The sequence below is a fragment of the Streptomyces nigra genome, from assembly GCF_003074055.1.
In the GTDB taxonomy this organism is placed as follows: Bacteria; Actinomycetota; Actinomycetes; order Streptomycetales; family Streptomycetaceae; genus Streptomyces; species Streptomyces nigra.
On record NZ_CP029043.1, the window covers coordinates 4,242,589 to 4,263,304 of the forward strand.

The 20,716-nt window shown below is 69.3% G+C and carries 17 protein-coding genes and 2 rRNA genes; 16 read left to right on the top strand and 3 right to left on the bottom strand.

Translation table 11 applies throughout. From position 1 onward, the window contains the following. Positions 1–38 precede the first annotated feature (38 nt). The 11 genes from DC008_RS19680 (at position 39) to DC008_RS19730 (ending at position 11,247) form a co-directional block, all read left to right on the top strand. Positions 39–3,161, top strand: a 23S ribosomal RNA gene (locus tag DC008_RS19680). Positions 3,162–3,251: 90 nt separating this feature from the next. Then, a 5S ribosomal RNA gene (gene rrf / locus DC008_RS19685) occupies positions 3,252–3,368 on the top strand. 71 nt (positions 3,369–3,439) lie between these two features. Beyond that, a complete protein-coding gene (locus DC008_RS19690; protein WP_108710777.1) occupies positions 3,440–4,084 on the top strand; it encodes an HAD family hydrolase in 645 nt (214 codons plus the stop codon). 69 nt (positions 4,085–4,153) lie between these two features. Further along, positions 4,154–4,927: a VC0807 family protein gene (locus DC008_RS19695; RefSeq protein ID WP_235073453.1), complete on the top strand. Its 774-nt coding sequence runs from the start codon at positions 4,154–4,156 to the stop codon at positions 4,925–4,927. A 66-nt stretch (positions 4,928–4,993) separates the two neighbouring features. Continuing rightward, positions 4,994–6,214 (top strand): MFS transporter, encoded by a 1,221-nt coding sequence (locus DC008_RS19700; protein ID WP_108708101.1) that lies wholly within the window; start codon positions 4,994–4,996, stop codon positions 6,212–6,214. Beyond that, entirely contained in the window at positions 6,165–7,331 is a 1,167-nt protein-coding gene (locus DC008_RS19705; RefSeq protein ID WP_108708102.1) for an acetoin utilization protein AcuC, read from the top strand. Before DC008_RS19700 ends, DC008_RS19705 begins: the two co-directional genes overlap by 50 nt. Positions 7,332–7,520: 189 nt before the next feature. Then, positions 7,521–8,336 carry a phosphatase gene (locus tag DC008_RS19710; RefSeq protein ID WP_108708103.1) on the top strand — a complete coding sequence of 272 codons (816 nt, stop codon included), beginning with the start codon at positions 7,521–7,523 and terminating at the stop codon, positions 8,334–8,336. A 129-nt stretch (positions 8,337–8,465) separates the two neighbouring features. Next, entirely contained in the window at positions 8,466–8,678 is a 213-nt protein-coding gene (locus DC008_RS19715; protein ID WP_004984898.1) for a helix-turn-helix domain-containing protein, read from the top strand. Positions 8,679–8,832: 154 nt separating this feature from the next. Continuing rightward, positions 8,833–8,931: a 30S ribosomal protein bS22 gene (locus DC008_RS19720; protein ID WP_003948845.1), complete on the top strand. Its 99-nt coding sequence runs from the start codon at positions 8,833–8,835 to the stop codon at positions 8,929–8,931. Between the two features lie 187 nt (positions 8,932–9,118). After that, positions 9,119–10,180 (top strand): NAD-dependent epimerase/dehydratase family protein, encoded by a 1,062-nt coding sequence (locus DC008_RS19725; RefSeq protein ID WP_108708104.1) that lies wholly within the window; start codon positions 9,119–9,121, stop codon positions 10,178–10,180. 14 nt (positions 10,181–10,194) lie between these two features. Next, entirely contained in the window at positions 10,195–11,247 is a 1,053-nt protein-coding gene (locus DC008_RS19730) for a lysophospholipid acyltransferase family protein (RefSeq protein ID WP_108708105.1), read from the top strand. 74 nt (positions 11,248–11,321) lie between these two features. Here DC008_RS19730 and DC008_RS19735 read toward each other — a convergent pair whose 3' ends face one another. The 3 genes from DC008_RS19735 to DC008_RS19745 all read right to left on the bottom strand — a co-directional run bounded on the left by DC008_RS19735 (position 11,322) and on the right by DC008_RS19745 (position 14,827). After that, entirely contained in the window at positions 11,322–12,563 is a 1,242-nt protein-coding gene (locus DC008_RS19735; RefSeq protein WP_108708106.1) for a DUF5667 domain-containing protein, read from the bottom strand. A gap of 251 nt (positions 12,564–12,814) precedes the next feature. Continuing rightward, positions 12,815–13,588: an ECF subfamily RNA polymerase sigma factor, BldN family gene (locus DC008_RS19740; RefSeq protein ID WP_108708107.1), complete on the bottom strand. Its 774-nt coding sequence runs from the start codon at positions 13,586–13,588 to the stop codon at positions 12,815–12,817. Positions 13,589–13,906: 318 nt separating this feature from the next. Further along, a complete protein-coding gene (locus DC008_RS19745; RefSeq protein WP_055622725.1) occupies positions 13,907–14,827 on the bottom strand; it encodes an HAD family hydrolase in 921 nt (306 codons plus the stop codon). Between the two features lie 129 nt (positions 14,828–14,956). Between DC008_RS19745 and DC008_RS19750 the strand changes: the two genes are divergently transcribed. The 5 genes from DC008_RS19750 to DC008_RS19770 all read left to right on the top strand — a co-directional run bounded on the left by DC008_RS19750 (position 14,957) and on the right by DC008_RS19770 (position 20,682). Beyond that, positions 14,957–15,235 carry a glutaredoxin family protein gene (locus tag DC008_RS19750; protein ID WP_164492334.1) on the top strand — a complete coding sequence of 93 codons (279 nt, stop codon included), beginning with the start codon at positions 14,957–14,959 and terminating at the stop codon, positions 15,233–15,235. Between the two features lie 284 nt (positions 15,236–15,519). After that, entirely contained in the window at positions 15,520–16,275 is a 756-nt protein-coding gene (locus DC008_RS19755; protein ID WP_108708109.1) for a redox-sensing transcriptional repressor Rex, read from the top strand. Continuing rightward, positions 16,272–17,987 carry a glutamyl-tRNA reductase gene (locus tag DC008_RS19760; protein ID WP_108708110.1) on the top strand — a complete coding sequence of 572 codons (1,716 nt, stop codon included), beginning with the start codon at positions 16,272–16,274 and terminating at the stop codon, positions 17,985–17,987. Before DC008_RS19755 ends, DC008_RS19760 begins: the two co-directional genes overlap by 4 nt. Next, the gene (gene hemC / locus DC008_RS19765; RefSeq protein WP_108708111.1) at positions 17,984–18,979 is read left to right on the top strand and encodes a hydroxymethylbilane synthase; all 996 of its coding nucleotides are present in this window, start codon (positions 17,984–17,986) and stop codon (positions 18,977–18,979) included. Before DC008_RS19760 ends, hemC begins: the two co-directional genes overlap by 4 nt. Next, positions 18,976–20,682 (top strand): bifunctional uroporphyrinogen-III C-methyltransferase/uroporphyrinogen-III synthase, encoded by a 1,707-nt coding sequence (locus tag DC008_RS19770; RefSeq protein ID WP_055622694.1) that lies wholly within the window; start codon positions 18,976–18,978, stop codon positions 20,680–20,682. Before hemC ends, DC008_RS19770 begins: the two co-directional genes overlap by 4 nt. The last annotated feature ends 34 nt before the right edge of the window (positions 20,683–20,716 follow it).

The window sequence follows — 20,716 nt, forward strand, 5'->3', positions numbered from 1 at the left end:
CGTTGTTTGAGAACTGCACAGTGGACGCGAGCATCTGTGGCCAAGTTTTTAAGGGCGCACGGTGGATGCCTTGGCACCAGGAACCGATGAAGGACGTGGGAGGCCACGATAGTCCCCGGGGAGTCGTCAACCAGGCTTTGATCCGGGGGTTTCCGAATGGGGAAACCCGGCAGTCGTCATGGGCTGTCACCCGCTGCTGAACACATAGGCAGTGTGGAGGGAACGCGGGGAAGTGAAACATCTCAGTACCCGCAGGAAGAGAAAACAACCGTGATTCCGGGAGTAGTGGCGAGCGAAACCGGATGAGGCCAAACCGTATGCGTGTGAGACCCGGCAGGGGTTGCGCATTCGGGGTTGTGGGATCTCTCTTTCATGGTCTGCCGGCCATGAGACGAGTCAGAAACCGTTGATGTAGGCGAAGGACATGCGAAAGGTCCGGCGTAGAGGGTAAGACCCCCGTAGTCGAAACGTCAGCGGCTCGTTTGAGAGACACCCAAGTAGCACGGGGCCCGAGAAATCCCGTGTGAATCTGGCGGGACCACCCGCTAAGCCTAAATATTCCCTGGTGACCGATAGCGGATAGTACCGTGAGGGAATGGTGAAAAGTACCGCGGGAGCGGAGTGAAATAGTACCTGAAACCGTGTGCCTACAAGCCGTGGGAGCGTCGGGCGAGCACTTGTGCTTGCCTCGTGACTGCGTGCCTTTTGAAGAATGAGCCTGCGAGTTTGCGGTGTGTTGCGAGGTTAACCCGTGTGGGGAAGCCGTAGCGAAAGCGAGTCCGAATAGGGCGATTCAGTAGCGCGCTCAAGACCCGAAGCGGAGTGATCTAGCCATGGGCAGGTTGAAGCGGAGGTAAGACTTCGTGGAGGACCGAACCCACCAGGGTTGAAAACCTGGGGGATGACCTGTGGTTAGGGGTGAAAGGCCAATCAAACTCCGTGATAGCTGGTTCTCCCCGAAATGCATTTAGGTGCAGCGTCGTGTGTTTCTTGCCGGAGGTAGAGCACTGGATAGGCGATGGGCCCTACCGGGTTACTGACCTTAGCCAAACTCCGAATGCCGGTAAGTGAGAGCGCGGCAGTGAGACTGTGGGGATAAGCTCCATGGTCGAGAGGGAAACAGCCCAGAGCATCGACTAAGGCCCCTAAGCGTACGCTAAGTGGGAAAGGATGTGGAGTCGCAGAGACAACCAGGAGGTTGGCTTAGAAGCAGCCACCCTTGAAAGAGTGCGTAATAGCTCACTGGTCTAGTGATTCCGCGCCGACAATGTAGCGGGGCTCAAGCGTACCGCCGAAGTCGTGTCATTGCGATATGTACCCCCAACGGGGATCGTGATGGGTAGGGGAGCGTCGTGTGCCGGGTGAAGCAGCACCGGAAGGTAGTTGTGGACGGTTCACGAGTGAGAATGCAGGCATGAGTAGCGATACAAACGTGAGAAACGTTTGCGCCGATTGACTAAGGGTTCCTGGGTCAAGCTGATCTGCCCAGGGTAAGTCGGGACCTAAGGCGAGGCCGACAGGCGTAGTCGATGGATAACCGGTTGATATTCCGGTACCCGCTGTGAAGCGTCAAACATCGAATCCAGTGATGCTAAGCCCGTGAAGCCGCCGGCTGAGTCTTCGGACGAGGTCGGAGTGGTGGAGCCGGTGACCCGAGCTGGTAGTAGGTGAGTGATGGGGTGACGCAGGAAGGTAGTCCATCCCGGGCGGTGGTTGTCCCGGGGTAAGGGTGTAGGACGGTGTGTAGGCAAATCCGCACACCATTGAGTCTGAGACCTGATGCCGAGCCGATTGTGGTGAAGTGGATGATCCTATGCTGTCGAGAAAAGCCTCTAGCGAGTTTCATGGCGGCCCGTACCCTAAACCGACTCAGGTGGTCAGGTAGAGAATACCGAGGCGTTCGGGTGAACTATGGTTAAGGAACTCGGCAAAATGCCCCCGTAACTTCGGGAGAAGGGGGGCCACATCCGGTGAGAGGACTTGCTCCTCGAGCTGGGGGTGGCCGCAGAGACCAGCGAGAAGCGACTGTTTACTAAAAACACAGGTCCGTGCGAAGCCGTAAGGCGATGTATACGGACTGACGCCTGCCCGGTGCTGGAACGTTAAGGGGACCGGTTAGTCCGATTTCGGTCGGGCGAAGCTGAGAACTTAAGCGCCAGTAAACGGCGGTGGTAACTATAACCATCCTAAGGTAGCGAAATTCCTTGTCGGGTAAGTTCCGACCTGCACGAATGGCGTAACGACTTCTCGACTGTCTCAACCATAGGCCCGGTGAAATTGCACTACGAGTAAAGATGCTCGTTTCGCGCAGCAGGACGGAAAGACCCCGGGACCTTTACTACAGTTTGATATTGGTGTTCGGTTCGGCTTGTGTAGGATAGCTGGGAGACTGTGAAGCTTGGACGCCAGTTCAGGTGGAGTCGTCGTTGAAATACCAGTCTGGTCGTGCTGGATGTCTAACCTGGGTCCGTGATCCGGATCAGGGACAGTGTCTGATGGGTAGTTTAACTGGGGCGGTTGCCTCCTAAAGAGTAACGGAGGCGCCCAAAGGTTCCCTCAGCCTGGTTGGCAATCAGGTGTTGAGTGTAAGTGCACAAGGGAGCTTGACTGTGAGACCGACGGGTCGAGCAGGGACGAAAGTCGGGACTAGTGATCCGGCGGTGGCTTGTGGAAGCGCCGTCGCTCAACGGATAAAAGGTACCCCGGGGATAACAGGCTGATCTTCCCCAAGAGTCCATATCGACGGGATGGTTTGGCACCTCGATGTCGGCTCGTCGCATCCTGGGGCTGGAGTCGGTCCCAAGGGTTGGGCTGTTCGCCCATTAAAGCGGTACGCGAGCTGGGTTTAGAACGTCGTGAGACAGTTCGGTCCCTATCCGCTGTGCGCGTAGGAGTCTTGAGAAGGGCTGTCCCTAGTACGAGAGGACCGGGACGGACGAACCTCTGGTGTGCCAGTTGTCCTGCCAAGGGCATGGCTGGTTGGCTACGTTCGGGAGGGATAACCGCTGAAAGCATCTAAGCGGGAAGCCTGCTTCGAGATGAGGACTCCCACCCACTTGATGGGGTAAGGCTCCCAGTAGACGACTGGGTTGATAGGCCGGATCTGGAAGCACGGTAACGTGTGGAGGTGACCGGTACTAATAGGCCGAGGGCTTGTCCTCAGTTGCTCGCGTCCACTGTGTTGGTTCTGAAACCACGAACAACCCCATGCCATGGTCACGGTGTGGTGCGGTTGAACAGTTTCATAGTGTTTCGGTGGTCATAGCGTGAGGGAAACGCCCGGTTACATTCCGAACCCGGAAGCTAAGCCTTACAGCGCCGATGGTACTGCAGGGGGGACCCTGTGGGAGAGTAGGACACCGCCGAACAATTTTTGGGAAAGGGCTCACACCTTATGGTGTGGGCCCTTTCCGCATTTCCGGTCAGTATGCTCGGGCATATGCGCTATGACCTCGTCATCTTCGACAACGACGGTGTGCTCGTCGACAGTGAGCCCATATCCAATCGGCACCTCGCGGCCTACCTGACCGAGCTCGGGCACCCGACCTCGTACGAGGACTCCGTTCGGGACTACATGGGGTCGGCGATGCACCGGGTGCACGACCTGGTCCTCGAGCGGACGGGGCAGCGGCTTCCGGCGGACTTCGACGATGTCTTCCACGCCCGCGTTTTTGCTGCGTTCGAGCGGGAGTTGAAGCCCGTGGCCGGCGCCGTGGACGTCCTGGAGACGCTCACGGCACGCGGTGTGCCGTACTGCGTGGCCTCGTCGGGGAGTCATGAGCGGATCCGGGTGGGGCATCGGACGACGGGCCTGGACCGGTGGTTCGACGACGCGCGGATCTTCAGCTCGCAGGACGTGGGGCGGGGGAAGCCCGCACCGGATCTGTTCCTCCATGCCGCCCGGCGGATGGGGGTCGCGCCCGAGCGGTGTGTCGTCGTCGAGGACAGCCCGCTGGGGGTGCGGGCGGCGCTGGCCGCGGGGATGGACGTCGTCGGGTTCACCGCGATGACGCCGGCCGAGCGACTGTCCGGGGCCACCGAACTCTTCTCCGACATGGGCGAGTTGATCGGGCTGCTGGACTGACATTTGTCATGCCGAGGGCCGGACGATCGTTTCTACCGGCGCCCCCGCCTGGCCGCGAAGCTTGTGGGCATGACGACGAACACGGGGACGATCGAGGGAAGCACGACCGAGGCGAGCTCGACCACCAGCGCGCCGAACAGGCTGCTGCGGAACTTTCTGCCGTTGATCATCGATGTGGCGCTGCCCCTCGGGGCCTACTACCTGCTGAAGAACGGCCTCGGGATGAGCACCCTGGTGGCGCTCGCGCTCAGCAGTGTCGTGCCGGCCGTGCGGACCGGGTGGGGTGTGTGGCGGGCGCGCGAGGTCAACGGGATGGCCGCGCTGATCCTCCTGGTGAACGTCGTCTCCTTGCTGCTGAGCTTTGTGGCCGGTGATCCTCGGCTCATGATGGCCAAGGACAGCGCCATCAGCAGTGTGATCGGGATCGGCGTCATCGTCTCGGTGGTGCTGGGCAGGCCGATGATGACGGCCGGGATGAAGCCCTGGGTGGTGAGGGGCGACCAGGCGCGGGAGGCGGCCTGGGCGCGGCTGCACGGGGGTTCGGCGCGGTTCCGGCGGGCGGAGCGGATGTTCTCGCTGGTGTGGGGTGTCGTCCTGTTCGCGGAGTGCGTCGTACGGGTCGTGGGGGTGTACTCGCTGCCGGTGGACACCATGGTGTGGCTCGGCAACGTGATCATGATCGTGGCGATGGTGCTCGGCTTCCTCGTCGGCGGGGCGCTGGGGGCGGGGCCGATGGCGGCGATGGTCGCCGCTGAGACGAAGGCGTGGGCCGAGCGGGACGCGCGCCGGGGCGAGCCCGTGGTGAGCGGTCCGGCCACCGCGCCGCTGGTCGCCGCCAGTTGAAGCTGAGCGGAATTCATCTTTGGCCGGATCTACCCACGGGTACCCCGGGGCCCTACGCTCGCCGCCATGACTGATGTGCTGCGGCGCGGCAGGGCCTCGCTGGCGTTCGGTTTCTTCGCCCAGGGCGTCGCCTTCGCCCTGCTGGTGACGCGGATCCCGGCCATTCAGGACCGCTACGGGGTGTCCGACGCGCTGCTGCCCGCCTTCCTCGCCGCCGTACCCATCCTCGCGGGCGTCGGCAGCGTCACGACCGAGCGGCTGGTGCGGCGCATACGTCCGAGCCGGTTGCTGCGCTGGTCGCAGCCCGTGGTGCTGCTTGCGCTGCTCGGCGTGGGCGCCGGGGACAGCATGGTCGAACTGGCCGTCTCGCTCGCGGCGTTCGGGCTGGCCGTGGGTGCGCTGGACGCCACGATGAACATGCTCGGGGTGAGCCTGCAGCGGGCGTACGGGCGGAGCATCATGCTCAGCTTCCACGCGGCGTACAGCCTGGGCGGGATCATCGGGGCCTCGCTGGCGTGGGCGGGGGCGCACTGGGACCTGCCGCTGGCGGTGTCGTATCTGCCGGTCGTCGCGGTGCTGTTGCCGGCCGCCCTCGTGGGGAGCCGGTGGTACCTCGACGCCAAGGCGACGGATGCGCCCGAGGCGCGGGACGCGGGGGAGGGCGGGCAGGCCGTCGCGTTCAAGCTGTTGCTGCCGCTCTGCCTGGTGATGACCTTCGCCTACATCGGTGACTCGACGGTCTCCAACTGGAGTGCGAAGTACCTCCAGGACGTGCTGGGCAGTTCCGAGCAGCTGGCGACCGTGCCGTACAACGTGTACATGGTGACCACGCTGCTGGGGCGGGCCATCGGGGACTTCGGGGTGCGGCGGCTCGGGGCGGTGGCCGTGGTGCGGCTGGGGGCGCTGGTGGCGGCCGTCGGGTTCGCGGTGGTGGCGGTGGCGCCGGGCGCCTGGGTCGGGATGCTGGGGTTCACGCTGCTCGGGCTGGGGCTGTGTGTGCTGGTGCCGCAGACGTTCGCGGCGGCCGGGAGGCTGTTCCCGGGGGCGTCGGACGCGGCGGTGGCGCGGCTCAACGTCTTCAACTACGTGGGCTTCCTGATCGGTTCGCCTTTGGTGGGGGCGCTGGGCGACGCGTGGAGCTATCGCGGGGCGATGCTGGTGCCGATGGTGTTGGTGCTGGTGACGCTCGTGTACGCCCCTTCGTTCGCCGCGCGGCCGGACCGATACGGTGGCGGGCATGAGCGGCCGCGCACAGCTGATGTGGGACCAGGCAGTAACGGGCTATGACTTCGGCCGGGACCATCCGATGGACCCGGTGCGGCTCGGCCTGACCAGGAAACTCGTCGAGGCCTTCGAGCTGGACCGGCACGTGGACGTCGTCGCGGCCCAGCCGGCCGGTGACTCGACGCTGCGGCTGGTCCACCGCGAGGACTACATCGCGGCCGTGAAGGCGGCGTCGGCGGATCCGCGGGCGGCCGACCAGTCGTACGGTCTCGGCACGCTGGACGATCCGGCGTTCGCCGGGATGCACCAGGTGTCGGCGCTGATCGCCGGGCAGTCGGTGGGGGCGGCGGAGGCCGTGTGGCGGGGGAGCGCGCTGCACGCCGTGAACTTCGCGGGCGGGCTGCACCACGCGATGCCGGCGGGCGCCTCCGGGTTCTGCATCTACAACGACGCCGCGCTGGCGATCGCCCGGCTGCTGGAGCTGGGTGCCGAGCGGGTCGCATACGTGGACGTCGACGTGCATCACGGGGACGGGGTGCAGGCGGCGTTCTGGGAGGACCCGCGGGTGCTGACGATCTCGCTGCACGAGCACCCCGCGACGCTGTTCCCGCAGACCGGGTGGCCGCAGGAGACCGGGGCCGCCGAGGGGTCCGCGGTGAACGTGGCGCTGCCGGCCGGCACGGGGGACGAGGGCTGGCTGCGCGCCTTCCACGCCGTGGTGCCGGAGCTGCTCGCCGACTTCCGGCCGCAGGTGCTGGTGACACAGCACGGGGCCGACACGCACTTCGAGGATCCGCTGGCGCATCTGGCAGTGTCGCTGGACGCGCAGCGGGCCGTGCAGGTGGCCTGTCACGATCTGGCGCACGAGTACGCCGACGGCCGGTGGATCGCGTTGGGCGGGGGCGGGTACGCCGTGGTCGAGGTGGTGCCGCGCTCGTGGACGCATCTGGTGGCGATCGCGGCGGGGCGGCCGATCGAGCCCACGACGCCGATCCCGGAGAGCTGGCGGCAGGAAGTGTACGCGCGGACACGGCAGTTGGGGCCGGCCCGGATGACCGACGGACGGTGGCCGGCGTCCTGGGCGGACTGGGAGGACGGGTACGACCCGGCGGACCGGCTGGACCAGGCGGTGCTGGCGACGCGCAAGGCGGTGTTCCCGCTGCGGGGGCTGCTCGCCTGAGGGGTGTTTCCCCTGGTTCTCGTCATCCCTACAGTTCTGCGTCGGCCCGACAGTTCTGCGTCGGCCCGACAGTTCTGCGTCGGCCCGACCGTTCTGCGTCGGTCGGCCCGGCGCTTTTCGTTAGCCCGACCGTGCGGTCTTCGCACGGTTCGGGCGTCCTTCTGGGGTCCGGTCCGCCAGGATCGCTGGGTGCTGGATACCGCGGCGCTGCGCGCTCATCTCCTGGCCGCGGGGCTGGCCGGGACCGTGGCCACCTCCCGTGAGGCGAGTCTCAGGAGCTACCGGCTGTTCGCCGCCCGGGATCCCCGGGTGCTCCTCGGGCTGGATCCCGTGGGGGTCTGGGGGCAGCGGGAGCTGCTGGCCCTGATGGCGGCGAGATGTGGGGTTTCGGCCGATCCGCGTCAGGTCTCGGGTCTCGATGTGATCGATCCGGAACGGACTCTGACCGCTCTGGATGCGTTCTCCGACCGGATCGCGAGGGTCGCGCAGCGTGGCGCACCGGTGCTGCTCGGTACGGGCCACCCCCACCGGCTGCTCGGGTTCTACGGCGCCCTGGCAGACGCGCTCTCGGCGGCGGGGTGTGCCGTCCTCACCCCCGCGCATGGTCGCCGTGTCGACATAACGACCCGGTTCGGTCTACGTACGTACAACCTCGCCTACGTACGGGGAGTCGCGCTGGTGCGGGCGCCGGACGCGTCCCGCTCCGGTTGTGAGCCCGGCGCACACACGCACTCCCCCCTCCCGGTTCGTATCGCGCTGGCGGCCGCCGCCGAGGCCGGCGGGCCGCTGCCGGAGCTGGTGATCGGGGACCACGGCTGGGTCTGCGGGGCAGGTCAGCTGGGGTTCGAGGCCATTGGGCCGGCCGATACCAATGACCCCGCGCTCTTCGTGGGGGAGGCCGAGGGGTCCGTGGCCGTCGCCGTTCCACTTGATGACGCCGTGCGGTCCGATTACTACCGGCCGCTTACCCGCTACGTACTCAATCGAGCGTGTCTGTCACAGTAGGTCGCCGATGGCTGCACCTCTTCCCCACTCGCATCATGCGCACCTACATTGGGGAGTGAGCACGCAACGACGAAGAGTCACCGGAAGGGGAAGCCGGTGGCCGTCGAGTGCGGAAGGTTCAGGTGTGTCATGGCTGCAGCTGGCGAGAGGCCTCTGAACGAGGTTCAGTTCCTTACCGTGGCGGAGGTCGCCTCGGTGATGCGAGTGTCGAAGATGACCGTGTACCGGCTGGTGCACAGCGGTCATCTGCCCGCGATCCGGGTGGGACGGTCGTTCCGTGTCCCGGAGCAAGCGGTTCACGAGTACCTCCGCGAGAGTTACGTGGGGGTGGAAACCGCCTGACGGCAGTGGGCCGGGGGGTGCCCGGGACCGCCGGTGACCCCCCTCGCCCCCTCGATTACGACCTCAGCGCTCGGGCGGGTAGGCTAGCCCCTCGTAGGTCGTGTGGGCCCATGGCGCCCAAACACCGAGTGATGAGAAGTGAGCGAGGGTAGTCGTGGGCTCTGTTATCAAGAAGCGGCGCAAGCGGATGGCCAAGAAGAAGCACCGCAAGCTGCTCAAGCGCACGCGCGTTCAGCGTCGCAACAAGAAGTAGGCGGCGCCGCGAGAAGCGGCGTGTCTGTGGCCCCCCACCGCATCGGTGGGGGGCCACAGGTGTATGACGGGGGAAATCCCGTCACGTCACGCATCGGGTGGTCATCACAGCGCAACACCGACCCGCTAAGTTGGCGGCACACGGGGAACTCGGCTGGGGTACGAGGGCTGGAAGGAAGGCGCTGATCTTGGGCAAGGTCGTGCTCGTCACCGGAGTGGCCCGTCAACTCGGGGGCCGCTTCGTACGCCGGATCCAGCGGGACCCCCAGGTGGACCGGGTGATCGCCGTGGACGCCGTCCCGCCGGAGCACCACCTGGGCGGCGCGGACTTCGTGCAGGCCGACATCCGTCAGCCCACCATCGCGCGGGTGCTCGCGGAGAGCGGCGCCGACACCGTCGTGCACATGGACGTGACGGGGACCGCGCTGGCCAGTGGCAGCCGGACCTCGGTCAAGGAGACCAACGTCATCGGCACGATGCAGCTGCTCGGCGCCTGCCAGAAGTCCCCCCTGGTCAAGCGGCTGGTGGTGAAGTCCAGTACGAACGTGTACGGGTCGGCGCCCCGCGATCCGGCGGTCTTCACCGAGACCACCCCGCCCAAGTCCCTGCCCAGCGGCGGCTTCGCCAAGGACACCGTCGAGGTCGAGGGCTATGTGCGCGGATTCGCCCGGCGGCGGCCCGACGTCGCCGTGTGCGTGCTGCGGTTCGCCAACATCCTCGGCCCCACCGCGGACACCCCGCTAGCCTCGTACTTCTCGCTGCCCGTGCTGCCCACGGTCCTCGGGTACGACCCGCGGCTGCAGTTCGCGCACGAGGACGACGTCATCGAGGTGCTGCGCATCGCCTCCCACGAGCCGCGCCGGGGCACCCTCAACAGCGGCACGTTCAACATCGCCGGGGACGGTGTCCTGCTGCTCTCGCAGTGCGCGCGGCGCCTGGGGCGGCCCACGGTGCCGCTGCTGCTGCCCGCCGTGACGTGGGTGGGCACCCTGGTGCGTACGCTGGGCATGTCGGACTTCTCACCGGAGCAGATCCGGTTGCTCACCCACGGCCGGGTGGTGTCCACGGACCAGATGCGCGAGACCCTCGGTTTCCAGCCGAAGTACACGACGGCCGAGACGTTCGCGGACTTCGCGAGCAGCCGCGGTCCCGGGCTGCTGCCGCCCGAGGCCCTCGCGGGGGCCGTCGACCGGATCGCCGCACTGCCCGTCCTGGACGGCGGTCACCCCCCGACGCAGAGCGCCAACTGAGGAGCGCAGCAACGATGGCGGACGCCAAGGTCATTCCGTTCGACGACGACCGGTCCCGCGGAGGCGCCGTTCAGCGGCCGCCGCGGCGCCGGGGCGCGGCGAGCCGGCGCAGGAACGGTGAAGGCAGGCCGGTCGGCGAGGTCCAGCCCCTGCCGGGACGGTCCCTCGGGCAGGATGATGTTCCTGTGACCCCTGAGGAAGAGCCGGCCCCGCAGCCCCCGCACGACGGCGGTCTGGAACGGCGCATCGCGAGCGGCCTGGCCTTCCTGCGCCGGCGCCTCACCGGCGACTACGAGGTCGACGACTTCGGGTACGACGAGGAGCTCACCGACCAGGTCCTGATGTCCCTGCTGCGGCCGGTGTACGAGAAGTACTTCCGGGTCGACGTGAAGGGCGTGGAGAACATCCCGGCGGAGGGCGGCGCGCTGATCGTCGCCAACCACTCCGGGACGCTGCCGCTGGACGGCCTGATGATGCAGGTCGCCGTGCACGACCATCATCCGGCGGGCCGTCATCTGCGGCTGCTCGCCGCCGATCTGGTGTTCATGCTGCCGGTGGTCAACGAGCTCGCCCGCAAGCTCGGGCACACGCTGGCCTGCGCGGAGGACGCCGACCGACTGCTCGGGCAGGGCGAGTTGGTCGGTGTGATGCCGGAGGGCTTCAAGGGCATCGGCAAGCCCTTCGGGGAGCGGTACAAGCTGCAGCGGTTCGGCCGGGGCGGTTTCGTGTCCACGGCGCTGCGCCGCCGTACGCCGATCATCCCGTGCTCGATCGTCGGGGCCGAGGAGATCTACCCGATGATCGGCAACGCGAAGACGCTGGCCCGGGTGCTGGGCATCCCGTACTTCCCGCTGACGCCGACCTTCCCGTGGCTGGGTCCGCTGGGCGCGATCCCGCTGCCGACGAAGTGGACGATCCAGTTCGGCGAGCCGATCCACACCGACGGCTATCCGCCGGAGGCGGCCGAGGACCCGATGCTGATGTTCAACCTCACCGACCAGGTCCGGGAGCAGATCCAGCACACGCTCTACAAGCTGCTGGTGCAGCGCCGGTCGGTCTTCTTCTGACCCGCACACACGACGATGGGGCACCCCCGGTGGAAGGGGGTGCCCCATCGTCGTACGGGCGGCTTGCGGGGCCGCTAGCCGGCGTCCTCGCCCTCGATGCCCAGGCCGGGCAGGAGGCCCGGGAGCAGCGGCGGAAGCGTGACCGCCGGGCCGTCGGCCGGGGTGGACGCCGACGGGGAGGCGCCGGAGCCGCCGGTGGCCTTGGGCGGCTCGAGCAGCCCGCCCGTGTTCCCGCCGAGCAGGCCCTCGCCCTCGCTGCCGGAGCCCTCGGCGGACTTGCTGGGGCTACTGGTGCGGTGGCCCTCGGAGGAACCGCTGCCGTCGGCGCTGGGCCGGGCCGACCTGTCGGCGCCGGAGGTGCCGGTGGAGGACGAGCCGGAGCCGCCGCGCCCCTTGCCGTCGCCGCTGTCCTGCGGGGGCGGCGGGAGCAGGGACTGGAGCGGGGCGACCTCTTCGTCTATGGCGTCGAAGACGGACGACACACGCTCGCTGACGTCCCCGAGCTGGAGCGGGAGCCGCTCGCGCATGCTGCCCCAGGTGGCGCGGTGGGAGCGGGAGAACGCGGAGAGGGCCTGGATGGGGCCCAGGGAGTCCGGGTCGCGCTCGTAGGCCTCACGCAGCAGCCGGTGGCCCTCCGAGGCGTCGTGCTGCATACCGGACAGGGCGCGGCGGATCTCGGCGAGCGACTCGTGGTCGTACTGCCCGCCGCGGCCGCGCTCCATCAGCCGGCGGGCCTCGCTCAGCCGGGTGGAGGCCTGGTCGAGGTAGACGCGCCCGCGTTCGTCCTCGCCGTCGGCCAGGACGTTGAGCTTGAAGTCCTCGATGCCGCGCTTGAGGCCGTAGAGGGAGTCGCCGGGGAGGGCGTCGCCGCTGGCGGCGGCCACTCCGCCGAAGGCGCCGGCGGCGACTCCGACGCTGAGTCCGCCGGCGGTGAGTCCCTTGGCGAGCCGGGATCGGGGGCGGAGCCTGCTCATCGGGGTCGCCCGGTGGGCGCCGCGCGCCCGGTCGGAACGCTGTCCGGGCAGGGCGGGGCCCGCCTCGCCCGCCGCGGTGCCCTCCTGGAGCATGGCCTCCATCGCGGCCACGAGCTGGGCTCGCTGCACGACCTTGACCTCGGGGTCGAGCACGGGCTTGGGCAGCTCGCCGAGCTCCGCGGTCAGGGCCAACAGGCGTCCGTGCCCGGTCTGTTCCGCAGCAGCCGGTGGCGGGGCCCCGGGCTGCTCGGCCTGCTCGGCCGCCGTGCCCCGGTCGGTCAGCTCCTCCAGGGCCTGGGCGAAGGCGCTCGCCCGCCGGTGCGCCGATACGTTCGCGATCACTGGCGGCACCTCCTCTCGTCATGACGGTCGACTCCCCAGGGGGTCCTGAGGGTTGCACTCCCTGATCGGTTCCACACGATCGGGTGATCGAAGTGGGTCAGGGAGTGACCACAGGGAGCCTGCATCCCGCACAACGAGTGGCGCGGCACTTGGGTTACGGACGGAGGATGAACGGGCGGCGAAGTCAACGGAGTTTCACCGTGGGTGAGTTGGAGGTTGCGGAGAGTACCTGTGTGGTACGGGGGACGCGCTCAGCGCGCGTCGTCCGGGAGCAGCCGGGCGAGGGTGCGGACGGCCCGGTACTGGAGGGTCTTGATGGCGCCCTCGTTCTTGCCCATGACACGGGCGGTCTCCGCGACGGAGAGGCCCTGGAGGAAGCGGAGGGTGACGCACTCCTGCTGCTGGGGGTTGAGCCGGCGGACGGCCTCCAGCAGGGCCGCGTTGGAGAGCGATTCGAGGACGGAGTCCTCGGGGGAGCGCTCGACCTCGTTGGCGTCGAGCATCTCGCCGGTGGTCACCTCCAGCCGGAAGCGGCTGGACTTGAAGTGGTCGGCCACCAGGTTGCGGGCGATGGTGACGAGCCAGGCGCCGAAGTCCCGGCCCTGCCACGTGAAGGTGCCGATGCGGCGCAGGGCGCGCAGAAAGGTCTCACTGGTGAGGTCCTCGGCGGTGGCCTTCCCTCCGACGCGGTAGTAGATGTAGCGGTACACGGTGTCGCTGTACTGGTCGTAGAGCCGGCCGAACGCGTCGGCCTCACCGGCCTGCGCGCGTTCCACCAGGTCCATCATGCGCGCGCTGTCGCTGTCCGCCGCGGGGCGGCGGGCGGTGGTCGCGCCGGTCTGGCGCCCCCGTCTGCCGACGGCGGCGCTCCCCTCGGCGAGCGCGTAGCACGGGCCTACGGGTGCGGCGGTTACGGCGAGGGCGGGGACGGCGTACGCGGTGGGGACGAGCCCGCGCAACAGGTCGAGGACCGTCGCGCGGAGCGTAGCCAGGCCCGAGGCGTCAACCCCGACGTGTGGGTACACGGGACTCCCAGAGGCAGAGCTTCCATCACGTGCAGTACGGGACCGTTCACCCGTCGTAGCGACGGAGGGGTACCGGAATGCGTCTGAGGAGAATAACGCTTCGTGCAGGCACCGCTACGCCCAGTTGCACAAATCACCGATTGCGTCTCTTCCGTAACCGATTGACGTTCGATCCGGTGCCACAGAGTGACCGTTTGTTGATCGAGTGCGTTCGGGTTCCGGCAGACAACGGGACGGGATGTGGCCGTGTGCAGCCAACGTGACTGGACACGGCGGTGCCTGGGTAGAGAGTCGGATCGGCCCGTGGGCCGGGCGTGCCTACCGGCGGCGGCGGTGCATCGCGATCGCGGCCGCCGTGCCGCCGGCCACCGCGCCGACGCCCGCCGCGGCGGGGATGCCGACCTTCGCCGCCTTGCGGCCGGTGCGGTAGTCGCGCAGCCGCCAGTCGAGCTTGCGGGCGTGCTTGCGCAGCTTGGCGTCGGGGTTGATCGCGTAGGGGTGCCCGACCAGGGAGAGCATCGGGATGTCGTTGTGCGAGTCGCTGTACGCGGCGCAGCGGGTCAGGTCGAGGCCCTCCGCCAGGGCCAGGGCGCGGACGGCCTCCGCCTTCGCCGGGCCGTGCAGCGGCTCGCCGACGAGCTTGCCGGTGTAGACGCCGTCCACCGACTCCGCGACGGTGCCCAGGGCGCCGGTCAGGCCGAGGCGGCGGGCGATCACCGTGGCGATCTCCACCGGGGCCGCCGTCACGAGCCACACCTTCTGTCCGGCGTCCAGGTGGGCCTGGGCGAGGGCGCGGGTGCCGGGCCAGATGCGCTCGGCCATGTACTCGTCGTAGATCTCCTCGCCGATCGACTGGAGTTCGGCGACGCGGTGGCCCTTGACGATCGACAGCGCCGAGTCGCGGGCCTCCTGCATGTGCTCGGGGTCCTCGACGCCGGCCAGCCGGAACCACGCCTGCTGCCAGGCGAACCGGGCGAGCTCGCGGGTCTCGAAGAACTTGCGCTTGTACAGGCCCCGGCCGAAGTGGAACAGGGCGGCGCCCTGCATCACCGTGTTGTCCAGGTCGAAGAAGGCGGCGGCGCGGTCGTCGCCGAGCACCGGGAACTCCGGCTCGGCGGCCGAGACGTCCGTGACTTCCTGCGAGGACTTGCGGGCGGCCTCCGCCGAGGCCTCGCCAGCCAACACGCTCCGCGCCGTGGCGGGGCGCCTACGGGGAGTGAGCCATCCAAGAGCGGCCATGCCCGTGAGCATAGCCATTCTGTTCGGAGCGGCTGGAGCCGAGAGGTTCAAAAGCTGTGAACTCTCCGCGACCGCGCAGTTAAACGGCATGGTCGGCCATCGGCGGCGCGGCGCGGGACAATGGCCGACATGAGTCCGCTCTTCCGTCGTACTCCGGCCAAGCCTCCGCAGGACCGGCTCGTGACCCTCATCGGTAAACCCGACTGCCATCTGTGTGATGACGCACAGAGTGTGGTGGAGCGGGTGTGCGCCGAGACGGGGGTGCCGTGGGTGTGGAAGGACATCACCCAGGACCCCCAACTCCACGACCAGTACTGGGAACAGATCCCCGTGGTCCTCGTCGACGGGGACCAGCACACGTTCTGGCGTGTGAACGAGGATCGCCTCCGCAAAGCACTGACCGAGTAGTCCAAAGTTCTCCGGAAACGGCTTAGGATCGACGGCGAAGTGGTCTCGGGGGCGGGGATCGTTGAGGAGAGTGTGCGGTTTTGCCCCCAGGAGCAGAGGAACGGTGGTGCGTATGCGCCGGTTCCACACCAGTGCGCCGGGCGTGCGTGAGCCCGGTCACGTTGGGCGGGCAAATCGGACACCATCTTTGTGCACGCGTTCACAAAGACATAGCCTCTATTCGACGGGGCGGTCATGTAGGGACGTGTGACCGCCTACAGCCCCGCTCTACCCGCAGGAGCACCGTGGCAACTGGCCGAACTCACCGACCGGCGACCCGCAGCCGAGGGATTCCCGAGGCCACCGTCGCCCGGCTTCCGCTGTACCTCCGAGCCCTGACCGCACTGTCGGAGCGCTCGGTCCCCACGGTCTCCTCCGAGGAGCTCGCGGCGGCGGCGGGGGTCAACTCCGCGAAGCTGCGCAAGGACTTCTCCTACCTCGGCTCCTACGGGACCCGTGGCGTGGGCTACGACGTCGAGTATCTCGTGTACCAGATCTCCCGTGAGCTCGGGCTCACCCAGGACTGGCCGGTAGTGATCGTCGGCATCGGAAACCTGGGTGCCGCGCTCGCCAACTACGGCGGATTCGCCTCCCGTGGCTTCCGGGTCGCCGCGCTCATCGACGCCGACCCGGCCATGGCGGGCAAGCCCGTCGCCGGCATCCCCGTGCAGCACTCCGACGACCTGGAGCGGATCATCCAGGACAACGGCGTGTCGATCGGTGTCATCGCCACCCCGGCCGGTGCCGCCCAGGCCGTCTGCGACCGCCTCGTGGCCGCCGGCGTCACCTCCATCCTGAACTTCGCGCCGACCGTGCTGTCCGTCCCCGAGGGCGTCGACGTGCGCAAGGTCGACCTCTCCATCGAGCTGCAGATCCTCGCCTTCCACGAGCAGCGCAAGGCCGGCGAGGAGGCCGCCGCCGGCGGTGCCCAGGCCGCCGCCCGCAGCGAGTCCGCCGACCAGGGGCCCGACGGGGACGTACCCGCCGTGATGCCGGCATGAGTCTGCTCGTCGTCGGGCTGAGCCACCGCAGCGCCCCCGTCAGCGTCCTGGAGCGCGCCGCCCTGAGCGCGGACGCCCAGGTCAAGCTGGTGCAGGACACCGTCGCCGCCGAGCCGGCCACCGAGGCCGCGGTGCTCGCCACGTGCAACCGCATCGAGCTGTACGCCGACGTGGACAAGTTCCACGCCGGTGTCGCCGAGCTGTCCACGCTGCTCGCCCAGCACAGCGGGGTCGGCCTCGAGGAGCTCACGCCGTACCTGTACGTCCACTACGAGGACCGGGCCGTCCACCACCTCTTCTCGGTGGCCTGCGGACTGGACTCCATGGTCGTCGGCGAGGGCCAGATCCTCGGCCAGATCAAGGACTCCCTCGCCAAGGCGCAGGACCTGCACAGCGCCGGACGGCTGCTGAACGACCTGTTCCAGCAGGCCCTGCGGGTCGGCAAGCGCGCCCACTCCGAGACCGGCATCGACCGCGCCGGGCAGTCCCTGGTCACCTTCGGCCTGGAGCAGCTCGCCGAGGGCGCGGAGGTCACCGACTGGGCCCGCGGCAAGAAGGCCCTGGTCATCGGGGCCGGCTCGATGTCCTCCCTGGCCGCGGCCACCCTCGCGCGGGCCGGTGTCGGCGAGATCGTCGTCGCCAACCGCACCCGGGAGCGCGCCGAGCGCCTCGCCGAGATCCTCACCGACGGCACCCACGTGCCGGCCCGCGCGGTACCGATGGACGCGGTGCCGCTCGAGCTGACACGTGCCGACGTCGTCGTGTCCTGCACCGGGGCCACCGGTCTCGTCCTCACCGCCGAGGACGTCGTCGGCGGTGTCGAGGGCCGTACGGGCCGGCCGGTCGCCTTCGACGGCAGCGGGCGTACGGCGCCCGCGCCCCGGACCGAGGCCGACGGCACCCCGCAGACCCCGCTGCCGCCCTCCGGGGTCGGCACCGACGAGAACTGCCCGCTGGACCTCGCCGCCGTGCAGGGAGGTTTCTCCGTGCACGGCGAGGCCGCCGTCGCCGGTATGGACGCGGCCACCCTCGAACAGCACGCGGCCTGGGCGGCCGGTGGCGCCGTCGACCGCCGGGAGGCGGCCCGCCGCAGCCCCGAGGCCGACGCCGAGCTGATCACCGCGCTCGCCGCGACCGCGGCCACCGTCGGCCGGATCCCCGAGCGCCGCAGGCCCGAGCCGGCCGTGGAGACGCCCCGCCGTACGCCGGTCCTCGCGCTCCTCGACCTCGCCATGCCGCGGGACATCGACGCCGCCGTGCACCGGCTCACCGGGGTGCGGCTGGTGGACATCGAGTCGCTGGCGGAGGCCTCGGCCGACGCCCCCATGGCGGCCGACGTCGACCAGGTCCGCCGGATCGTCTCCGACGAGGTCACCGCCTTCGGGGCGGCGCAGCGGGCCGCGCACATCACGCCGACCGTCGTCGCCCTGCGCACGATGGCCGCCGATGTCGTGGCCGGCGAGATCGCCCGCCTGGAGGGCCGGCTGCCCGGCCTGGACGACAAGCACCGCAGCGAGATCACGCAGACCGTGCGGCGCGTGGTCGACAAGCTGCTGCACGCCCCGACCGTACGGGTCAAGCAGCTCGCGGCCGAACCCGGCGGGGCCGGGTACGCCGACGCCCTGCGGACCCTGTTCGACCTCGACCAGGAGACGGTGGCCTCCGTCTCCCGGGCCGAGGACAGCACCGAGAAGAACCGAGGCCCACGATGACTCAGCAGCCACTACGGCTCGGCACCCGCCGCAGCAGGCTCGCCATGGCCCAGTCCGGGCAGGTCGCGGACACCGTGAGCCAGGTGACCGGACGCCCCGTCGAACTCGTCGAGATCACCACGTACGGTGACGTCTCCCGCGAGGCCCTGTCGCAGATCGGCGGCACGGGTGTGTTCGTCACCGCGCTGCGTGACGCCCTGCTGCGCGGGGAGGTCGACTTCGCGGTGCACTCCCTGAAGGACCTGCCGACCGCGCAGCCCGAGGAGCTGGTCCTGGCGGCCGTGCCGGAGCGCGAGGACCCGCGCGACGTGCTGGTCGCCCGGCACCACCTCAAGCTCACCGACCTGCCGCGCGGGGCGCGCATCGGCACGGGCTCGGCCCGCCGGGCCGCCCAGCTGAACGCGTACGCCCGCGCCCACGGCCTGGACATCGAGACGGTTCCGATCCGCGGCAACGTCGACACCCGGATCCGGTACGTCCACGACGGCGAGCTGGACGCGGTCGTCCTGGCCGCGGCCGGCCTGAGCCGCATCGGACGCCTCGACGAGGTCACCGACTTCCTGTCGGTCGACACGGTTTTGCCCGCCCCCGGCCAGGGGGCCCTGGCGATCGAGTGCACCGCGGGCAACGCGGACCTCATCGCCGCGCTCGGCGAGCTCGACGACCCCTTCACCCGGGTCGCCGTCACCGCCGAGCGGTCCCTGCTCGCCGCCCTGGAGGCCGGCTGCTCCGCCCCTGTGGGCGCGCTGGCCGACCTTCCCCCGCTCACGGCTCCGCTGGAGCGAGGGGACCCCCAGGCCGAACGGCAGATTGTCAAGGAAATGCGCCTGCGCGGCGTCGTCGGAACCCCCGACGGCACGCGGACGGTGCAGCTGTCCACCACCGGTCCCGTGCCCGAGACGCACGACCAGGCGCTTGCGCTCGGTCGCGGACTCGCCGCCGAGATGCTTGCCCAGGGCGCGGCCGGTCTGATGGGGGAGCGAGCACAGTGAGCCCCACCACCCTTACCGCCGGCCTCGATCACGGGCACGTCACCTTCCTGGGTGCCGGACCCGGGGATCCGGGACTGCTGACTCTGCGCGCCGTCGAGGCGCTGGCGCACGCGGACGTCCTGGTCGCCGAGCACGATGTGCTCGACGTCGTACGTCAGCACGCCAGGCAGGGCGTCGCCGAAGTGCACACGGACACGGGCCCCGACGGGGACACCGTCCCGGGCACAGGCACGCCCCAGCTGGCCGTAGTTGACGGCGCGTCAACGACCGCTGCGCTACCCGCGGTGCGGGATGCCGCACATCTTGTCATGGAGGCCGCGCGGGGCGGCAGGCGGGTCGTGCGTGCGGTGTCCGGGGACCCCGGGCTCGACACGTACGCCGCCGACGAGATGCTGGCCTGCGCCGCGGCCGGTGTGCCGTTCGAGGTCGTGCCCGGTGTCGCCGCGGCCGTCGGCGTGCCCGCGTACGCCGGTGTGCCGCTGCGCGACGCCCAGGGCACGGACGTGCGGTTCGTCGACGCGCGCACCGCGTCCGACCGGTGCTGGACCGAGGTGGGCGCGTCGGACGGGACCGTCGTCGTGTCGACGACCCTCGACAGCGTGGGCGCCGCGGCGGGCGAGCTGGTGTCGGCCGGGCGCAAGCCCGACACCCCGATGACGGTGACCGTCGCCGGCACCACCACCCGGCAGCGGACGTGGACGGCGACCCTCGGGACGATCGCCCAGACGCTGAAGCAGGCCAAGGTGCTGCCCTCGCCCGAGGGCGGCCGGCCGGTGATAGCCGTGGTCGGTGAGCGTTCCGCCGCCGCCCAGCGCGACCAGTTGTCCTGGTTCGAGTCCAAGCCGCTGTTCGGCTGGAGGGTGCTCGTACCGCGGACGAAGGAGCAGGCGGCCTCGCTCTCCGACCAGCTGCGCTCCTACGGGGCCGTGCCGCACGAGGTGCCGACGATCGCCGTCGAGCCGCCGCGCACGCCCCAGCAGATGGAACGGGCCGTCAAGGGCCTCGTCACCGGCCGCTACGAGTGGATCGCGTTCACCTCGGTCAACGCGGTCAAGGCGGTACGGGAGAAGTTCGAGGAGTACGGCCTCGACGCCCGGGCGTTCGCCGGGATCAAGGTCGCCGCGGTCGGTGAGCAGACCGCCAAGGCGCTCATCGCCTTCGGCGTGAAGCCGGACCTCGTGCCGAGCGGCGAGCAGTCGGCCGCCGGGCTGCTGGAGGACTGGCCGCCCTACGACCCGGTCTTCGACCCGATCGACCGCGTCTTCCTGCCCCGCGCCGACATCGCAACGGAGACCCTCGTCGCCGGGCTGATCGAGCTGGGCTGGGAGGTCGACGACGTCACGGCCTACCGGACCGTACGGGCCTCGCCGCCGCCGGCGGAGACCCGCGAGGCGATCAAGGGCGGCGGCTTCGACGCCGTGCTCTTCACGTCCTCGTCGACGGTGCGGAACCTGGTCGGCATCGCGGGCAAGCCGCACAACGTGACGGTGATCGCCTGTATCGGTCCCGCCACGGCCAAGACCGCCGAGGAGCACGGTCTGCGGGTGGACGTGATGGCCCCCGAGCCGTCCGTGCACAAGTTGGCGGAGGCCCTGGCGGACTTCGGCGCCCGGCGCCGGGCGGCCGCGCTCGACGCGGGCGACCCGGTCACCCGCCCGAGCGAGCGGCGCCCGGGGGCGCGGAGACGCCGGTCGACGACCTGAGCGTGAGAGACGGCCCGCACCTGGGTTTCCCGGG

What these genes read in the sequence shown, in the direction of transcription:
- DC008_RS19745 (WP_055622725.1), bottom strand. Translation starts at nt 14,827, where the DNA reads ATGGCCGCTCTTGGATGGCTCACTCCCCGTAGGCGCCCCGCCACGGCG.
- DC008_RS19750 (WP_164492334.1), top strand. Translation starts at nt 14,957, where the DNA reads ATGAGTCCGCTCTTCCGTCGTACTCCGGCCAAGCCTCCGCAGGACCGG.
- DC008_RS19695 (WP_235073453.1), top strand. Translation starts at nt 4,154, where the DNA reads ATGACGACGAACACGGGGACGATCGAGGGAAGCACGACCGAGGCGAGC.
- DC008_RS19705 (WP_108708102.1), top strand. Translation starts at nt 6,165, where the DNA reads ATGAGCGGCCGCGCACAGCTGATGTGGGACCAGGCAGTAACGGGCTAT.
- DC008_RS19760 (WP_108708110.1), top strand. Translation starts at nt 16,272, where the DNA reads ATGAGTCTGCTCGTCGTCGGGCTGAGCCACCGCAGCGCCCCCGTCAGC.
- DC008_RS19730 (WP_108708105.1), top strand. Translation starts at nt 10,195, where the DNA reads ATGGCGGACGCCAAGGTCATTCCGTTCGACGACGACCGGTCCCGCGGA.
- DC008_RS19715 (WP_004984898.1), top strand. Translation starts at nt 8,466, where the DNA reads ATGGCTGCAGCTGGCGAGAGGCCTCTGAACGAGGTTCAGTTCCTTACC.
- DC008_RS19690 (WP_108710777.1), top strand. Translation starts at nt 3,440, where the DNA reads ATGCGCTATGACCTCGTCATCTTCGACAACGACGGTGTGCTCGTCGAC.
- DC008_RS19700 (WP_108708101.1), top strand. Translation starts at nt 4,994, where the DNA reads ATGACTGATGTGCTGCGGCGCGGCAGGGCCTCGCTGGCGTTCGGTTTC.
- hemC (WP_108708111.1), top strand. Translation starts at nt 17,984, where the DNA reads ATGACTCAGCAGCCACTACGGCTCGGCACCCGCCGCAGCAGGCTCGCC.